This window comes from Bacillus sp. WC2507, assembly GCF_052656125.1.
In genome coordinates this window covers 1,965,541-1,982,443 of sequence record NZ_JBQXPN010000001.1, presented here as the reverse complement: position 1 = coordinate 1,982,443, position 16,903 = coordinate 1,965,541, and the positions used below count along the sequence as shown (strand labels likewise).

Below are 16,903 nucleotides of genomic sequence, written 5' to 3'. Positions count from 1 at the left end.
TAAGACGAAATTTTTTAACTTTTTTGACTGTGAAAGTATATATTCCATTTACATTTTTAAAGATTTAAAACAAATCAATAGGAGTCATAATATTTGTACATTTAAACTTTAACATGTAACATTCATAATTATAAACTATAGGAGGTATGAAAGATGAGGCTAACCCTTTTTCGCTATTTTCTTTTTTTCTTAGGATTAATTTTCTTTGGCCTTGGAAATGCTCTTGCAGTCAAAGTAAAATTTCTCGGTTTACATCCTTGGGAAGTTTTAAATATGGCTCTCTACCAAAGATTTGGATGGACCATTGGTACTTGGAGTGTCATATGTGGATTATGTCTCGTTCTCATTTCTTTATTAGTAGATCGAAAATATATAAATGTGGGCACATTTTTAAATGCACTACTTATCGGTCCCATTATGGACTTTTTCTTACAATCAAATATTCTTCCAAACGCTAGTGATTATTTATGGATAAACTTACTCATTTTATTTTCTGGTATTGCCATTACAGGTATTGGGGGAGGAATGTATGTTGCGGCTGGGATTGGTGCTGGACCTCGCGATGGATTCATGCTTACTATTTCCGACAAAACAGGACTGTCTATTAGCCGTGCTAGAATCATAGTAGAATGTGTTGTACTAGTTATTGGATTTATGCTAGGAGGTCCTGTTTTCATCGTAACTTTTCTGTACACCTTTATTCAAAGTCCAATCTTTCAACAATCATTTAAGATGTTTCAAACACTCTTACATACTTTACATAACAAAGAGAAAGTTAGTGAACATATTTAAAATACAACTCAATACAAATCATTCACCCTATTTACGATTCTCACCGCAAATAGGGTGTTTCTTTTTTTATCTTACAATTTAAGAATATATACTATTTATTCACAATAAAAGTATATACATCATCATAAATACAACCATTTACTCTAATAACATACTTCCCGGGTTTACTAAAACTAATTGTGTATTTATTTAGCTGAATTGCTTCTTTATCTCCAGAAAGAATATCAATACCTCTACCACTCAATACATAAAATTCACTTTGATTCATCATTACATCAATTGCATTGAAATTTCCTTCTTTCACCTGCTGTGTTTCCGCAGCGCTTACACTTGGTTCTAAAAACAGTAGTCCACTTAATCCAATCGTACCTGCTAAAGCTACTCCCGCAAACTTTTTAATCTTTTTCATTACAATGTCCTCCTTATAAATTTTGTGTAAAGGTGATTTCCCCCCCTTACACCACAAAGCCTATATGTAATGAAATGAAAAGTAAACGAGGACAGTAAGACAAAATTCTACATCTTTTTCTCCAATTGAATATAAATCCAGCGTTTGGAGTTTTGTCACATTTAAAATTGTTTCCTTAAACCAACTTTCAATTATATTATTCAGAAATTGAATAATTACTTATTGATTTAAGATTCTAAAAATATTTGATAAAGATTCTTTTAAAAAAAGTAAGTTTTAAATACAACTATTAAAACTTACTCCATATATGCAGTTTCATTCTCCTATCCATAATCTTTCTACATTCATGAATTGCTCATCTTTAAATTCCAACTTATATATGTCAGGCTTCGAAGTATGTATTAAAAATTCAAACCCATATTGATTATCAAATACATGCAATTAACAGTTCTAATATACGATCTGAACTATTTATCCAATCTGGAGCATTCGATTTCCCCATTCCAGGTAAATCAATATATATTCGCTTATATCCTTCATATTTTTAAAATACTAATTCCATACATTTCATCATTAATCTATGGTCAGGGGCACAGCCATGTATGATAATGACTGGTTCCACCCTCTCCCATAATTTCATAGTATACTTCTGCATCTTTCATTCGAAATAACATAAAAAGTCCCCCCCTATTTATACATTCCTTTTGAATGACAACACTATCAAATTTATAAGAATACACGTTCTCAATTTATATCCCCCTACAATTGATTGTTAAATTAAAAATTTCAGACTACAAACAAAAAACTTCCTTCTATTTTTATTTCCGAGAAGGAAGCTAATCTATTTTTACCCTATCATAATTTAAAACCTTGTTCTTATTAGTTTCGTTACCCCTTATTCTTCTATTTTCATTAACACGATTCTCCAGCCATCTGGATCCTCTATCGTTATCCCCTTATCTTTCCAATATGGGTTTTCTGGTTCGACTTCATCATATCCCAATCCATGCAGCCTTTTAGTCACTTTTCTCATTTCACTATCGCCACGCATATAAAATACAAGTAAATTATCTTTTGTTGGAGCTGGACAAGGACTCCCCTCTATATGTCTTGTAAATTCTAAATGATACTCTTCATCTGGGAGTCCAAACATGACCCCATCGTAGCCTTCATGATCGTAAAATTCACCTATACGTTTTAACCCTAACCCTTTTTCATAGAATGCTATAACTTTTTCAAACTGATCAGTTGGACGTGCTATCCGAAACTTCACCCAATTCTTCATGCTCTTCCTCCTATACTAAAAATTTCATACATGCTTACGTATGATTGTATATACGTAACATCTTTTTGAAATCCCTCATTAGTATGAGAATAGATGCATACAAAAGTTTAGTACATACTTTATAACAAAAACATTTTATATAAAAATTGAATGTATTATCTTTATGCAATTATGCATATTCACTTGCGAACCACTAAAAAACCTTTAAAATTCAAAGGATGACTAAATATACAATTTCCATTTAAAATCTTGATGTAATACATACTATCAAACATAATATTTTTTCAATTTTAAGAAGTATTAAACTCTTTATCACTTTCCTTATACGCATGATTTTTATAAGGAAATCTGATACAATTCTTAAATAATATTATTATGTATAGATATTACGAATATAGTGCATAATTAAAGAAGGTGATTTTATTGAAATTAAATAAAAATTTACAACTATGTATATTAATTGGAACATTAATATGTTATTCAATCTATTTTATGTTTTTTTATCTGTTCCCTACCCATTTTTCAAATTCAGATGTACGCTTCGCTTCATTTATTGTTGAAGCCATTACATTTGTATCACTAATTTACTCTATATATTCTAAAAAAGTCAGTTCAAATCCGTTTTGGATATGTATCACAATAGCAATTGGTAGTTTTTTATTAGGAAAAATAGTATATACATATCAAGATAGCTTCTTCGAGATTCCAATACATCGTTTTACTATTTCTGATGTATTTTACATGTTTTTTCTACTTTTCTGTCTTATCGCTTTCTGCTATAAAATCTTAAAAGAATGCGATAAATGGGAAAAAGCATTCTTTATTTGTGATATATGCATAGTACTTACTTCCATATTCACATTGGAGTGGTATTTATTTAATCAACCAAACTTAAATATATTCTCTCTTTCACTAGGAGATGTTTTCCTTTCATTTCTATATCCAATTGCAGATTTATTATTTCTTCTACTAGGTGTTAGTCTCTTTTTCCGTCCAACAATTTTTAATTCCAAACGGAAAATTTACATCTTTATTTTTGTATTAATAAGTTCTGCAACTTTTAACTATATTTATTTTTACCTAAATAACCATTTATCAACTGAAACGATAACATTATTACGTCTTTTATATAGAATACCTATATTATTTATTGCAATAGCTGGATCTATTTCAGAAGATCATAATAGCCATAAAAATTATTTCATTGTTAACCCTATAATAGGAAAAAAGGCTTTAGTTGTATTTCCCTATCTTGCCGTTGCAATACTAATCGGGTTTACGTTAAAAGAACAAACATCATCTTCCACTCTCATTACAGGAAATTGTATTACTTTTATTTTCGTACTCATTCGTCATTCTATTGTACGTATGCAAAACAATTCCCTAACCAAACGTTTACAGGCATTTAATGCCCAATTAGAAGAAAAAGTTACTTTACGGACTTCAGATTTAGTTCATAAATCAGAGGCTCTATCTCAAAAGCAACAAAAATTCAAATCATTATATGAATATCACCCTGATCCTATTTTTACAATTGATTTACATGGAGTATTCTTAAATGTAAATAAAGCTGGAAGTATACTACTTGGAGCACCAACTGACGAGTTACTTGGTGAAACTTGTTTTTCGATTATTTTAGATGATGATAAATATAAACTAGCATCAGCATTAGAAAAAGTGAAACAACAAGAATCGGCATCCTTACAACTTAGTTCTCAATATAAAGATGGCTTTACTTATTTTTTATACGTTACCATCGTCCCTATTATGATAGACGGGCAAATTTCAGGAAGCTATATTATGGTGAAAGATATTACTGCACTAAAAAAACAGCAAGAAGAAATAAAATATTTAGCATTCCATGATACTGTAACGAAAATTGGGAACCGTGCCTTTTTCCATAAGAAATTAAAAAAAGTTATAAACAGTGCTAAAAAAACAGAAAGCGAATTTGCATTATTATATTTAGACTTAGATCGCTTTAAAGCAATCAACGATACACTTGGACATTCGGCAGGAGATTACATATTAGAAGAAGTTGCAAAGCGATTCCAATCCTGTCTTCCATCACATACTCATCTGTCAAGAATCGGTGGTGATGAGTTTACAATCTTAATTGAAAATTATACTGACGAAGATGCCTTATTCGAGTTATGTAACCAATTATTTGAAAGCATAGAAAAGCCGTTTGTCATACATGAGCATACTTTAACTTTATCACTGAGTATCGGCATCGCTATTTATCCACATTCTGGAATCGATACCGCTACACTTTTGAAAAACGCTAATGTTGCAATGTATGATGCAAAGGCAAAAGAGCTTAACTCTGTCTCTATTTATGACGATGTAATCGCTAAAAAAATTGAAAGACGATTACGATTAGAAAAAGATTTACCAAACGCAATACAAAATGAAGAATTGTTCCTTTTGTATCAACCTCAAGTTGATAGTGACTCTAATAAAATTATCGGTGCAGAAGCTCTAATTAGGTGGAATCATCCTGAATTAGGCGTTATTTCTCCATACGAGTTTATTCCGATTGCAGAAGAAACACTACAAATTATTCCAATAGGAAAATGGACATTGCAACAGGCTTGTGAGCAAATGAAACGTTGGCACGTACTCGGATATTCACATTTAAAAATAGGTGTAAATTTATCTGCTAAAGAATTTGAACAAGAGGATTTTGTAAAGTCTATTTCTTCTACTTTAGCAAATACAGGTTTACCCGCAAGTTCTCTCGATCTTGAGTTAACAGAGCGAATTGCAATGATGGATGAGCGAGAAACATTGATAAAATTGCGTACACTAAAAAATTTAGGGATTCACATTTCAATCGACGACTTTGGTACAGGCTATTCTTCGCTAGCTTACTTACCTTTATATCCAATCGATACGTTAAAAATCCCAAGAGAATTTATTACAATGTCTGAAACATGTGACGATGGAATGGAAATTATTAAAACAATCATCACATTAGCAAATACATTAGGAATGTCTGTCATTGCTGAAGGTGTAGAAACGAAAGAGCACGTAAATTTCCTTCAAAAAAATAAATGTCAGTTTATTCAAGGTTACTATTATAGTAAACCTATTCATACGCATGCATTTACTGAACTATTAGAAATCGGGATTCACCCATAGTACATAGCTAATCGTTATAAGTAATAATGAATTTGAACAACTATAGTAAAAAGGAAAGAAGATATCTTCTTTCCTTTTGTTTTTTATTTAAATTTCTATTACTTCACCACTTCATTTATTATATCTATTAATTGATGAATCCCCTCATTATTGGTTTTTTTATATCCATTCATGTTTTGAATATATCTCTCCTTATTTGTATACAACTTATTTACTGCATGTATAAATGTATTCGTACTTACTCTGTCTTGGAGTATAACTTCCGCATATCCTTGCCGAGAAAAATATTCGGCATTTAAAACTTGATCTCCCCTACTGGAACTGTTAGTTAACGGGATAAGCAACATCGGTTTCTTCAAAAATAACAATTCAGAAATAGCAGTAGAACCCGCCCTGGAAACTACAACACTCGCCATATTTAATATATGCGGCAATTCTTCCCCTATATATTCGAATTGCATATAACCTTCCATGCCAATAGATGAATCTACCTTCCCTTTACCGCACATATGAACAATATTAAAATTTAATAACAATGTTTCCAAACTTTTTCTTACCATATCATTTATCCATTGAGCACCTTGACTCCCCCCCATAATTAACAATACTGGTTTATCTTGCTTAAATTTACAATAGCTTCTTCCCCGCAATACGTTGCCTCTCTCAATTTCTTCCCTTACAATTGGTCCAATATAAACCTTCTTCTCATTACTTACATTTTCTCCTGTCTGAGGAAATGTTGTGCATAGTTTTGTAGTAAAAGGTAATGCTATTTTATTCGCTAATCCTAACGTACTATCTGGTTCACGTATTATTACGGGTACTTTATTCATCCACGCTCCTATTACTACAGGAACGGAAACAAATCCTCCTGCCGAAAAAATAACATCTGGTTTTATTCGTTTCATTAATTTATAACTTTGTATGCAACCTTTTATTATTTTAAAAGGATCTTTAAAGTTCTCCAAATCCCAATATCTCCTAAGTTTCCCTGTTGAAACAATATTGTATTTAACATTTTGAACTAATAGTTTTTCAATTCCATTTTGAGATCCAATATACTCAACCCCCCATCCTTTTTCCACAAATTTAGGAATCAATACCATATTAATCATTACGTGTCCGGCTGTACCGCCCCCAGTAAAGAGAATCTTTTTATTCATAATTCATATCCACCTTTATTATTAAAAATCTTATTTTATACTAATCTATTAAAGGTAAGTAAACTTACTATTATTTATATAAACCTTTAACTCAAATCCTATATCTTGCAAAAAATCTTTCATGAGGTCATAAAAATCATTTCCATACTCACTACATTCATACTGAGCAAAAACTCGGATTACAGGTCTAGTTCCTGTATCTATTACTGGATTTTTCCGATCACCCTTTTTTCCTTCCACATAGGCTCGACATTTATTTATCGCCTCATAGATACGCAAAACATGCCCTTCTTCATCTTTCCAGTCCAGCGTATCAACAATTAAAAGGAATAGGATATTTTGATTATTTATTGTTCCATAGCCATTCATATATTTCTTGCACCCTTTTTGTTTTTCATTGAATGCAGATGTCACTACACTTCGCATACTCAAGTACATCTTTTAATGATTGATGAAATTGAATTTCTGGGATCCAACCTAACCTTTTTATTTCCTCTATTACTACACTCTCATTTGAGTCACTCCCACTTTTCTCTGTTTCTTCTATGAAAAAATTCAGCTGAGTTAATTCTTTATATTGTTCTAGTACATCTAATAAAGATCGCTTCACTCCTGATCCGATATTATACTGTTTTCCATTTATTCCATCTCGTAATAACACATGATACGCTTTAACCGCATCACGTACATCTAGAAAATCCCTACTATCTTTCAAACTGTTTACTTCAATAATGGCTTTACTTCTACCTGATTCTATATCTATCATTTTTTTTGCGAGAATCGAACAAATGCCATTTGATACTCCTGGACCAATTAAGTTTGAGGGCTTTGCAATGATAATATTTGAATCCATTAATCCGCCCCAAGCCTCTGCAATAATGACTTGCATCGTTTTACTTAAACTATATGGATTTGAAATTTTTATTTCGTTCATACGATCTGCTTGCAAAGCAGATCCTATAACTAATGTTCTACAATGTGGTGCTTCTTGCTTAATTGCTTCTAATAAATATAACGTCCCTATGACATTAATCTCTACATATTCAAGTGCAGCTGTCCAAGACTCTATGACCGAATTCCTTCCTGCTAAATGCAATACATAATCTGGCTTTATTTGTTTCATTACCTTCATTACTTCGCTCTTATTTGTTAAATTACAAGTAATACCATTTTCAATTTTTTCTCTATGTGTACGATTTTGAAACATAGGAATTACATGAAAGCCCTGTTCTAAAAAATATTGGCAAGCATGGCGTCCTGTAAAACCATTTGCACCCGTTATTAAAAGGCTCGCATTTTTTTTCATCGTAAAAATCCTCCTTTTAATAGCATTTTTTTCACCTCATGTTTTGCAAGTAAGTCTTGTTGAGAACTAAAACTCTTCACATCCACAAGTGGATAACTAGCATAATATTCTTGAAGCCCTTCTATAGGAATAGTCGGTAGTACCACAAAATAATTTTGATCAAAACTTATACTCGTTTTACTCTCTACCTCAGATAAAAGCATTTCACTTAATTTTTCACCCGGCCTTATCCCTACCTCTTTTAACTTCACATTTTCTTTTTTCGAATCTTCAATTAACACTTCTGCTAAATCTGTTATTTTACATGCCGGCATTTTCATAACAAAGATTTCCCCGCCTCTGCCTTGATATACGGCTTTAAATAACAATCCAACAGCATCTTCAATTGTTAAGAAAAATCTAGTCATATTCGCATCGGTAATCCCTACTTGTGAAGATTTTTTAATTTGTTTTTTAAAAAGCGGTACCACACTTCCACTTGTCCCTAAAACATTTCCACCACGAACACAAATAAATTTTGTTTGCTTCGTTTGCACATTCGCATGAACCATTAACTTTTCACCAATTGCTTTTGTCATCCCATACGTATTTGATGGATCTGCTGCTTTATCCGTTGAAACATATATCACTTTCTCCACTTGCATCTGTATAGATGCTTCAATTACATTTTGCGTACCATGTATATTGGTTTTTATAGCTTCATAAGGATAATACTCACATACTGGAACGTGTTTTAAAGCTGCAAGATGGAATACATAATGTACACCTTGACATGCATAGAGTAATTGATCCTTGTCACGAATATCTCCAATAATAAATTTTAATCTATCATCATTTATGAACTGTTGCTGCATTTCAAACTGAACCGTTTCATTTCTTGAAAAAACCCTAATTTCTTTCGGTGATTTTTCTAATAGTTGTTTTATAAGTTCATGTCCCCACGAACCTGTGCCACCAGTAATTAAAATTATTTTATTTAGCATTCCTTTTCCTCCTACCAAGCATTTCAATTAAAATTTATTGAATTATTTTCAATTGATTCAAATCATAATCGTCGTTTGTTACATTTAATTGACAAAATAAAAAAACCAAAACTATTAAATATAGTTTCGGTTTTTCATTTCACCTTACAACAGTAAGATTTTTTATACTGTTTGCATGATAACTAAATTCCCTGTAAAAAACACCGCTCATTTATTTCTTATACTCGTAATAAAATAAATAGAATGATTCATAGCCAATAGTCATGTTTAAATTTATAAAAAGGGAGGTAACGGAATGTACCGAAGCAATTCAAATCATACATATAACGGACCTTCCAAAGCACTGCCTCTCTCCCTATTTGATGTAAAAAATGAATTGAAACAAAAAAGCAAACTCATTCCTTCTGGCACGATGTATAAATTAACGAAAGAAGAGCAACTCATTATCAACAACATAAAAATACAAACAGGACAGCTTAATAAAAATAATGTCACAAGAACACGTGCATACTACCAATTTTACGTTCAATATCCAGAAATACATTGGGCACTACTTGGGCATATGGTATCACGTAACGGCGGTTGGAATATGACTGATTTGAAGGGCGATTTATATACAAAAATTTTATCAGAGAAAGATCAAATCACATTTTTTTCTTTTTTAGAAAGAGGGAATTGGCTTATTTTCCAAGATGTATATCCTCAATTTCTGCTTTATGAACAAAGTGTAAAAAGAGCACAAAAGCTATTTCACCTTCTCCCTCACCTAAATGTTTCTACATTTATGGAAACGATGTGGAACAATTTTTGGAAAACAGGTAACAAACAAACATTAGCGATTGCAACTATTATTAATGAACAAAACTACTTAGAAAAAAGAGTGATTCAAAATGTACACTTTAAAAAGACTGTACTAAATAGTATTGGATTTAAACTATTTGATTTCTTTCAGTTTAATCATATCCTTTTCCCATTCTACGCAAATGATAAGAAAGAAAAAGTATTACTATTTGGTGATACAATGAAACATTTCACTTCCTTACATGAACGGATCTTAATTGGAAAAAGGTTGTATTCATTATTATTTCGGGATACACATGTTTTATCTCAAGTAATAAGCTGGGCCCAACACCATCCTCATACAGGATCAAGGAAAGATTACTGGCCTCATTTATTTTCAAGTGTGAATGAATCTTTTTCTCGTGAGTTTTATAAACGCCGAATAAAGAAATGCCAGTTGCGTAATGGCGCTTATCGTATATACAGCCCTGCACTCATCTATGCATGGCGAGATATAGAGCATGAAGAAGTTGACAGTGAAGATTGGTTTACGGACTGGCAAGTCGTAAATTATTTAGTGGATAAGGAGGAAAATATACATGGACAAATTACAGAAGACTACTGTAAAACACTCGAAAAAATTGAACTTGCCATTCTTGCAAAGAAAAATGTTCTCCTTCGAGAAGACGAATAACCTTTTCGCATTAGTCATTACAATCTTACTCTCTTCTATTATCGGAACTTGCTTAGATGCTTTTTTTGTTACGAAACAAACATATTCCTTTCCGGTTAGACCATTCTCATCCATATTTTCAGTTAACATCGGCTTTACTTTGTTTGTACTACCGATTTTAACAACGATTTTCATACAAATTTCAAAAACATTATCTGCAGTTTCTAGAATTCTTTTTATTATTTTAATAGGTATTTGTGCTAGCATTTTTGAACAGATTGCTGAAAGATTTGGTTTCTTTATTCATAGCTTGGATTGGAATCATACATATTCTTTATTTGGCTATATGATTTTCTTTTCTTTTATTTGGAAAGTATATGATTTCATGCAAAAATAAAGAGATCCTTATAGATCTCTTTCGGTGTTTTTTTATTTTCACTCAATATTTTCCACATTTAAACACTTAGTTTCACAGTAATAGCCTTTGCCGCCAACATAAACTTTTTCTATTTTATTCTTGCTATTGGTTGCTAATTTAACTAATATTTCGGAAGGCGAGTGTAAAGAATAACCTTGTTCAAATACATAGACTTCTTTTTGCAAGTTGTGCTGTTCATAAAGGTAGCAAGCTAATGCACCGTTTGAAGTTCCAGTCGCTGCTTCTTCATTGATGTCGTATAGCGGAGCAAAATTTCTGCATATAATTCGATTGTCATTAAAGGTATATAGATGCATTCCGACAACATTATAATACTTGCTGATTTCTTTAATTTTTTCAAAATTAGGTTGCAGTGCATGTAATTGTGTTTCGCTTTTTATAGGAATTAAAATATCTTTTAAGCCCGTGGAGACAATTTGAATTGGGTATTTATTGTCTATATCTTTCATGTCAAAACAGTCGATGAACTCGTTTGAAGATACAACATCATAGAATATCGGTTTATTTTGTTCCATAAATATAATGTCATCTTTTATGGTAATAGTAAGAACACCGCTGTTCGTTTCAATCGTATAGCGATTCCTGAAAAGTTTATTTACATGCATCAATATCGCGAAAGAGCTAATTGTGGCATGACCACATAAATCAACTTCTTCTTTTGGTGTAAAATACTCAAATCTATAATCAGCAATTTCAGATTCTGATATAAATGCGGTTTCCGCATAGCCCAGTTGTTTGGCTATTGCCATTTTTTGAGTAGTGGTCAATGTATTCTCAATAAATACCACTCCTGCTTTATTTCCACCTTTATGATCCTTGCTAAATGCACTTGCAACATATACGGATATTTTCATAAGACACCTTCCTTCCTCACTTATAGTAAATTTTAGCATAGAAAGCACTATGTATATATGTTGTTGGATAAATTCTCCATAAAGTAAGGGACAAACTATTTTTTAGCATCTGAACTCTCCAAAAATAGTTTGTCTACAATCTGAGAGATCCTTATAGATCTCTTCTTAAGCATACTCTTCGGTTATTACTAATGATGTAGGGTTTTGAAGACTTTTTGAACGTAAACGATAAGCAACGATTTTCTTTTTATATTGCTTTATTACATCAACATGTTCTTCTTGGCTATACAGAGAAAACTTAATCTCTTTATTCCCTTTCTTCGTGTTAATAACGATTGGTGTTCCTTCCCCGTGCGGCGGAAAATAATGTTTATCTAAAAATAGAGCCTCATTAAATTCATGAATAACTTGTAGTTTCGTTTCTCCCTCTATATTTTTTCCATCTATCGATATAGAGGTATTCTCCGCCTCAAGCTTTTGATGCAATTCAAATCTACTAATAATTGATTCTACAACAGAAGTGGGCATACTAGAAACTAATACTTTAATAGCTCCAAAAATAAATAATGTAACTATAAACCATGTTGTCATTGTTATCATCTCCATTACATTTAAAAAATAAATTTCGTTCCATACGGTATGAATATACTAATGAGTATTCCCGTTACAATCATCGTCACCGAACCGATCGTCGCTTCTTTCTCTCCTTCCTTCACAAGACGGCTCACACCGATAATATGTGACGCGCAGCCCATCCCTACTCCTTTTCCAATCGTACTCGTTATATGGAAAAACTTAAGTACTGTTGGTCCGATAATAGCACCTGTTATTCCTGCAACAACTACAAAACTAGAAGTCATAGATGGAATACCACCAATTTGATCCGCTAATGAAATAGCAATAGGCATCGTTGCTAATTGTGGTAAAGTTGTTAATATTAGTTCCTTATCTATATTTAACATCTCACCAATCACTACATTCATACTCGTTAAAGCCACTATACCTACTGCTACACCGATAAGTATCGACAAAAAGTTTTTCATAAGTATTTTTCTCTCTTTAAATAAAGGTATCGCTAACGCTACGATTGCAGGGCTCAATAAGCTTGAAAGAACGTCTCCCCCATTTTCCCTATACTCATGATGAGAAATACCAAAAATCAAAAATAAACAAATCATAATTGCTGTAACTGTTAACACCGGTAACGTAAAGGGAAACGTAAATTTTTTATATAACTTTGTCGCCAATACATACATTACTACAGTAATAATAATTAAGACCATTTGCATCGTGCACCTTGTCGATTTTATTTTTTTGATGTTACTAATAATTGACTTATATACCCTGAAACAATCAAAGTTACTACCGTGCTTGCAACTACTAAAAGGAATATACTACTGCCCTTACTGAAAAGAAAGGACCCGTATTCCATCAGCCCTGTTGTTGAAGGAATTAGAAATAACGGTAAAAATATGATTAACTTTTCCGCACCTTCCTCAAACCACTTTAATGGTAAAATACGAGTAGAAAGGAGCAGAAACAGCATTAACATCCCTATTAAACTTCCTGGCATTGATAGATGGAATACTCCTTGAATCCAAGTACCAACTAAGCTAAATACATATAGCACGACTACTTGAAGTAAAAGCGTGACGTACTTCATTTCTTTCCCTCGTTTCAATATTACGCATCTCTATTTTGAAATCTCATTTAACGTTTCCGCAAACCTCGTCATTCCCAGTTGAATTTTTTCGACATTTACTCTCCCAAAAGTAAAACGAATATATTCATTCTTAGTACCTAAAACACTTCCTGGGACAAATGCTACACCATTTCGTATCGATTCACCTAATAAATGATATTCATCAAACGTTCCTTGCACTTTGCACCATAAATGTATTCCACCCTCTGGAACAAAAAATTCAACCTGATCCCCTAATATTTCTTCAAGCTTTCTAATTAACGCATCTCTTCTGTCTTTCAATTGTCCACGAAGCATTGTAATATGTGCATGAAAATCTTCTGATTCTAAAAATTGATTTGCCACCCACTGTGTAAATACACTATGGCCAAAATCAACTTGCTGCTTCGCATCCGCTAAACGCTCTATTACACGCGTAGGGCCAATTACCCAGCCAATACGTAATCCTGATGCAACAACTTTTGATAATGAACTTATATAAAGAACATTCCCGTTTTGATCCATTGATTTTAATGTTGGATTCACTTCTCCATTAAATGAAGTTAAACTATAAGGATCATCTTCTACAATCGGTATACCGAATTCAGAAGACAGTTCTAAAATCTTTTTACGTCTCGCTAATGAAAGCACAGTACCCGTTGGATTCTGATAATCTGGATTCAAAAACACCATACGAATACGATGCTTTTTGTGCAAATCGATTAAGTCATCTGGATTCATTCCATGCTCATCAACAGGTAAATGAAATATGTTTAAACCGGCCGATTTAAACATTGGAAGCGAAAAACAATATGAAGGATCTTCAATCGCAATCGCATCGCCAGGTTTTAATAAACATTGAACGATAAGATTAAGCGCCTGTTGTGCTCCAGACGTAATAAGAATAGAGCTTGAATCTGCTTCAATTTGTTTATATTGCTGAACATGTGCTGCAATTGTTTTTCTCAACATTTCATTTCCAAGTGGATGGTCATAGCCCAGGTTTTCCATAAATGTTTTCTCGGACAAAATCGTTCGGAATCTATCACTCGGAATTAATTCTGGTGACAATTCACCACTCGCTAAATTAATTAAGTCATCTTTTTGTGTTTCCGTTCGAATTTGTTGAACGAGTGGTACATTAGGTAAGAACGATCCATCCTCAACGTACCTACCCCAGTTCGGTATTCGTTTATGTGAAACACCCCATATGTCTGTATTCACCCGTGTTCCGCTTCCTTTTTGCCGTTCCACTACTCCAAGTGATTTTAATTCTTCATATGCAGCTACTATCGTACTCCTGTTCACCTGTAATTCTTTTGCTAACATACGCTCAGAAGGTAACTTGCTGTCAGAAGGAAACTCACCTGAAGAAATACCCCTTTCAATATAATCCGCTATTTGTTTATATACAGGTGTCTTATCTGCACGATTTGGTTTCCATTTCACCCTGTTGCCTCCCCTCAAAACGAACTATACTTTACTCACTAATAACAGTATTCACTGTAACTATAGTATTAATTAAGCCCACGATTTAAAAATCTTTCTACCGTCATATTAAACCTGATCGGCTGTTCTAAATAAGGTAAGTGTCCACTATTTTTAAACTCAATGTAAGTTGTATTTTTTAAATGTTTTTCAAACTCTCTTACATATTTTTCTGGCACAAAATCATCATTTCTCCCTCTTATAATTAAAGCAGGACAAGAAATATTTGAAAGAAATGGTCTTTGATCATAATCTACTAATTCAGCAAATAATCTTTGAATATGCACCGGATTAATAGACTGTAAAGATTGATAAAATCCCCTGACAATTACTTCATTATTTGCTACTCCCATTGCCTTCAATAATGTATCCGCCCATGTTTTTCCATTATCATGCAAGCTAAGTAAATCATATACTTCAAGTCGTTTTTTTCGATCTTCAGGCTCCAAATAAGGAAATGCATTTACAACAATTAAGCTAGAAACAAAGCCTGGATATTGAATAGCAAAATCGATACCGGTTCTAGCACCTTTTGACAGACCACAAATGACTACTTTTTGTAGCTTTAAATAACAGCATAATTCATACAAAACATTTGCATATTCTTTAAACGGAAATTCCAGCCCTTCAGATTTCCCATGCCCCGGTAAATCAAGAGAAATCACTGTCCAATTCTCTTTGAAATATTGCCTTTGATATAGCCAATTGTTTGTGTTTCCTCCAAGACCGTGTAATAACAATATAACAGGGCCCGATCCTTCTATATTGTAAGAAATTTTTCGATTCTTATATTCAAAATACATATTCATCACCTTCAGCTGTAACATCACTTATTCTTATCTTTGAATGAATATATCCAGAACGGTTCTTGTTCTAACCATTCAACTGTTTCTCGCACACCATCTTCATACTCTCTTTTCAGTTCCGTTACTTTAGTCGCAAATTGTGATGCATGTGCTTGCAATGCCTCTAACTTTTTGGGAACATATTCTTTCACTTCATTTTTAAAATGTGGAGGACCTATTTCCGCTTCGTGATTATTTGAAAAAGCTACCGCATAAAATGTTGGCCTTTTATTTTCCGGAATATTAGCTAACGCCTCGGCTACCGCTTCTCCTGTTGCATCATGATCTGGATGAACAGCATATCCCGGATAAAAAGAAATAACCAATGAAGGATTCAATTCTTCTACACATTTTTGTATTACACGCCTTAACTCTCCGGGAGGTTCAAATTCAAGAGTTTTATCACGATATCCCATCATGCGTAAATCTTTAATCCCTAAAATATTTGTAGCCCGCTTTAGTTCTTTCTCTCGTATAGCATATAATGATTCACGTGTTGCAAAAGAAGGATTTCCCATCGCTCTCCCCATTTCACCTAACGTTAAGCAAACATAAGTAAGAGGAACATTTCGCTGCGCATAAGCTAAAATTGTACCTGCCACGCAATATGACTCATCATCTGGATGTGGAAAAACAATTAAAACGTGGCGTTCCTTTTTCATCAAAATCATACTCCTCCATCATACACAATATTAACCTTGTCCTTTAAAAGCTATTAAATCACTACCGCATACCACGTTACCCCAACAAGTAGTACGAAAAGAAGGATAATATAAATAGTTGATAAGTTTTTCACATTTCTCTTTGTAGACTTGCCGTAATTCTCCTCCACATTTCGTGCAACTAGCACGGTCCCAAACAGCGATACAATTACAATAATAACCACTAGTGAAATTGCAAAACTCATTGTATTTTCACCTCTCTAAGGAAAGTCTATCTTAATAAAGAACTTCCTCTTTAAAATGTTGATAACATACTACCTTTCTTCTCTTATCATAATAGATGTTTGTAAAAAACGGACCAACCACTTTCGTGTTTTTTTGCTCATCCACTTTGAAAAT

The 16,903-nt window shown here is 32.8% G+C and carries 18 protein-coding genes and 2 pseudogenes; 4 read left to right on the top strand and 16 right to left on the bottom strand.

Features of this window, described 5'->3' with window-relative positions:
- Nucleotides 1–153: 153 nt before the first annotated feature.
- Nucleotides 154–792 (top strand): YczE/YyaS/YitT family protein, encoded by a 639-nt coding sequence (locus ACUN28_RS10595; RefSeq protein WP_016086680.1) that lies wholly within the window; start codon nt 154–156, stop codon nt 790–792.
- A 91-nt stretch (nt 793–883) separates the two neighbouring features.
- On the opposite strand, the gene ACUN28_RS10590 is transcribed toward ACUN28_RS10595, so the two are convergent.
- The 4 genes and pseudogenes from ACUN28_RS10590 to ACUN28_RS10575 all read right to left on the bottom strand — a co-directional run bounded on the left by ACUN28_RS10590 (nt 884) and on the right by ACUN28_RS10575 (nt 2,486).
- Complete coding sequence (locus tag ACUN28_RS10590) at nt 884–1,201, bottom strand: hypothetical protein (RefSeq protein WP_016136800.1); 318 nt, start codon at nt 1,199–1,201, stop codon at nt 884–886.
- Nucleotides 1,202–1,516: 315 nt separating this feature from the next.
- Nucleotides 1,517–1,642 (bottom strand): annotated as a pseudogene (locus ACUN28_RS10585) (histidine phosphatase family protein); the annotation flags it as partial.
- A pseudogene (locus ACUN28_RS10580) lies at nt 1,632–1,875 on the bottom strand (alpha/beta fold hydrolase); the annotation flags it as partial. The pseudogenes ACUN28_RS10585 and ACUN28_RS10580, both read right to left, overlap by 11 nt.
- A 221-nt stretch (nt 1,876–2,096) precedes the next feature.
- Nucleotides 2,097–2,486 (bottom strand): VOC family protein, encoded by a 390-nt coding sequence (locus ACUN28_RS10575; protein WP_016086678.1) that lies wholly within the window; start codon nt 2,484–2,486, stop codon nt 2,097–2,099.
- A gap of 423 nt (nt 2,487–2,909) precedes the next feature.
- On the opposite strand from ACUN28_RS10575, the gene ACUN28_RS10570 reads away from it, so the two are divergent.
- Nucleotides 2,910–5,630: a sensor domain-containing phosphodiesterase gene (locus ACUN28_RS10570; RefSeq protein ID WP_016086677.1), complete on the top strand. Its 2,721-nt coding sequence runs from the start codon at nt 2,910–2,912 to the stop codon at nt 5,628–5,630.
- A gap of 98 nt (nt 5,631–5,728) precedes the next feature.
- On the opposite strand, the gene ACUN28_RS10565 is transcribed toward ACUN28_RS10570, so the two are convergent.
- From ACUN28_RS10565 to ACUN28_RS10550, 4 genes are read right to left on the bottom strand one after another with little or no spacing between them, the layout of a single operon-like run.
- A complete protein-coding gene (locus ACUN28_RS10565; RefSeq protein WP_016086676.1) occupies nt 5,729–6,793 on the bottom strand; it encodes an undecaprenyldiphospho-muramoylpentapeptide beta-N-acetylglucosaminyltransferase in 1,065 nt (354 codons plus the stop codon).
- Between the two features lie 48 nt (nt 6,794–6,841).
- Nucleotides 6,842–7,162, bottom strand: a complete 321-nt coding sequence (locus ACUN28_RS10560; protein WP_016086675.1) for a DUF6572 domain-containing protein — start codon at nt 7,160–7,162, stop codon at nt 6,842–6,844.
- 25 nt (nt 7,163–7,187) lie between these two features.
- The gene (locus tag ACUN28_RS10555) at nt 7,188–8,099 is read right to left on the bottom strand and encodes an NAD-dependent epimerase/dehydratase family protein (protein WP_016086674.1); all 912 of its coding nucleotides are present in this window, start codon (nt 8,097–8,099) and stop codon (nt 7,188–7,190) included.
- A complete protein-coding gene (locus ACUN28_RS10550; protein ID WP_016086673.1) occupies nt 8,096–9,082 on the bottom strand; it encodes a UDP-N-acetylglucosamine 4,6-dehydratase family protein in 987 nt (328 codons plus the stop codon). Before ACUN28_RS10550 ends, ACUN28_RS10555 begins: the two co-directional genes overlap by 4 nt.
- 295 nt (nt 9,083–9,377) lie before the next feature.
- Between ACUN28_RS10550 and ACUN28_RS10545 the strand changes: the two genes are divergently transcribed.
- Entirely contained in the window at nt 9,378–10,556 is a 1,179-nt protein-coding gene (locus ACUN28_RS10545; RefSeq protein ID WP_016086672.1) for a DUF2515 domain-containing protein, read from the top strand.
- Nucleotides 10,531–10,932: a CBO0543 family protein gene (locus ACUN28_RS10540; protein WP_033660110.1), complete on the top strand. Its 402-nt coding sequence runs from the start codon at nt 10,531–10,533 to the stop codon at nt 10,930–10,932. Before ACUN28_RS10545 ends, ACUN28_RS10540 begins: the two co-directional genes overlap by 26 nt.
- Nucleotides 10,933–10,970: 38 nt before the next feature.
- Here ACUN28_RS10540 and ACUN28_RS10535 read toward each other — a convergent pair whose 3' ends face one another.
- The 8 genes from ACUN28_RS10535 to ACUN28_RS10500 all read right to left on the bottom strand — a co-directional run bounded on the left by ACUN28_RS10535 (nt 10,971) and on the right by ACUN28_RS10500 (nt 16,749).
- Nucleotides 10,971–11,828 (bottom strand): PhzF family phenazine biosynthesis protein, encoded by an 858-nt coding sequence (locus ACUN28_RS10535; RefSeq protein ID WP_016136802.1) that lies wholly within the window; start codon nt 11,826–11,828, stop codon nt 10,971–10,973.
- Between the two features lie 165 nt (nt 11,829–11,993).
- A complete protein-coding gene (locus ACUN28_RS10530) occupies nt 11,994–12,419 on the bottom strand; it encodes a YfmQ family protein (RefSeq protein ID WP_016086670.1) in 426 nt (141 codons plus the stop codon).
- Between the two features lie 20 nt (nt 12,420–12,439).
- Entirely contained in the window at nt 12,440–13,111 is a 672-nt protein-coding gene (locus ACUN28_RS10525) for an LrgB family protein (RefSeq protein WP_033660111.1), read from the bottom strand.
- Nucleotides 13,112–13,134: 23 nt separating this feature from the next.
- Nucleotides 13,135–13,491 (bottom strand): CidA/LrgA family holin-like protein, encoded by a 357-nt coding sequence (locus ACUN28_RS10520; protein WP_016086668.1) that lies wholly within the window; start codon nt 13,489–13,491, stop codon nt 13,135–13,137.
- Between the two features lie 30 nt (nt 13,492–13,521).
- The gene (pdxR, locus tag ACUN28_RS10515; protein WP_016086667.1) at nt 13,522–14,958 is read right to left on the bottom strand and encodes a MocR-like pyridoxine biosynthesis transcription factor PdxR; all 1,437 of its coding nucleotides are present in this window, start codon (nt 14,956–14,958) and stop codon (nt 13,522–13,524) included.
- A gap of 68 nt (nt 14,959–15,026) precedes the next feature.
- The gene (locus tag ACUN28_RS10510; RefSeq protein ID WP_033660112.1) at nt 15,027–15,800 is read right to left on the bottom strand and encodes an alpha/beta fold hydrolase; all 774 of its coding nucleotides are present in this window, start codon (nt 15,798–15,800) and stop codon (nt 15,027–15,029) included.
- A gap of 23 nt (nt 15,801–15,823) precedes the next feature.
- Nucleotides 15,824–16,504, bottom strand: a complete 681-nt coding sequence (bshB2, locus tag ACUN28_RS10505; RefSeq protein ID WP_016086665.1) for a bacillithiol biosynthesis deacetylase BshB2 — start codon at nt 16,502–16,504, stop codon at nt 15,824–15,826.
- 53 nt (nt 16,505–16,557) lie between these two features.
- The gene (locus ACUN28_RS10500) at nt 16,558–16,749 is read right to left on the bottom strand and encodes a hypothetical protein (protein ID WP_000006467.1); all 192 of its coding nucleotides are present in this window, start codon (nt 16,747–16,749) and stop codon (nt 16,558–16,560) included.
- Between the last annotated feature and the right edge of the window lie 154 nt (nt 16,750–16,903).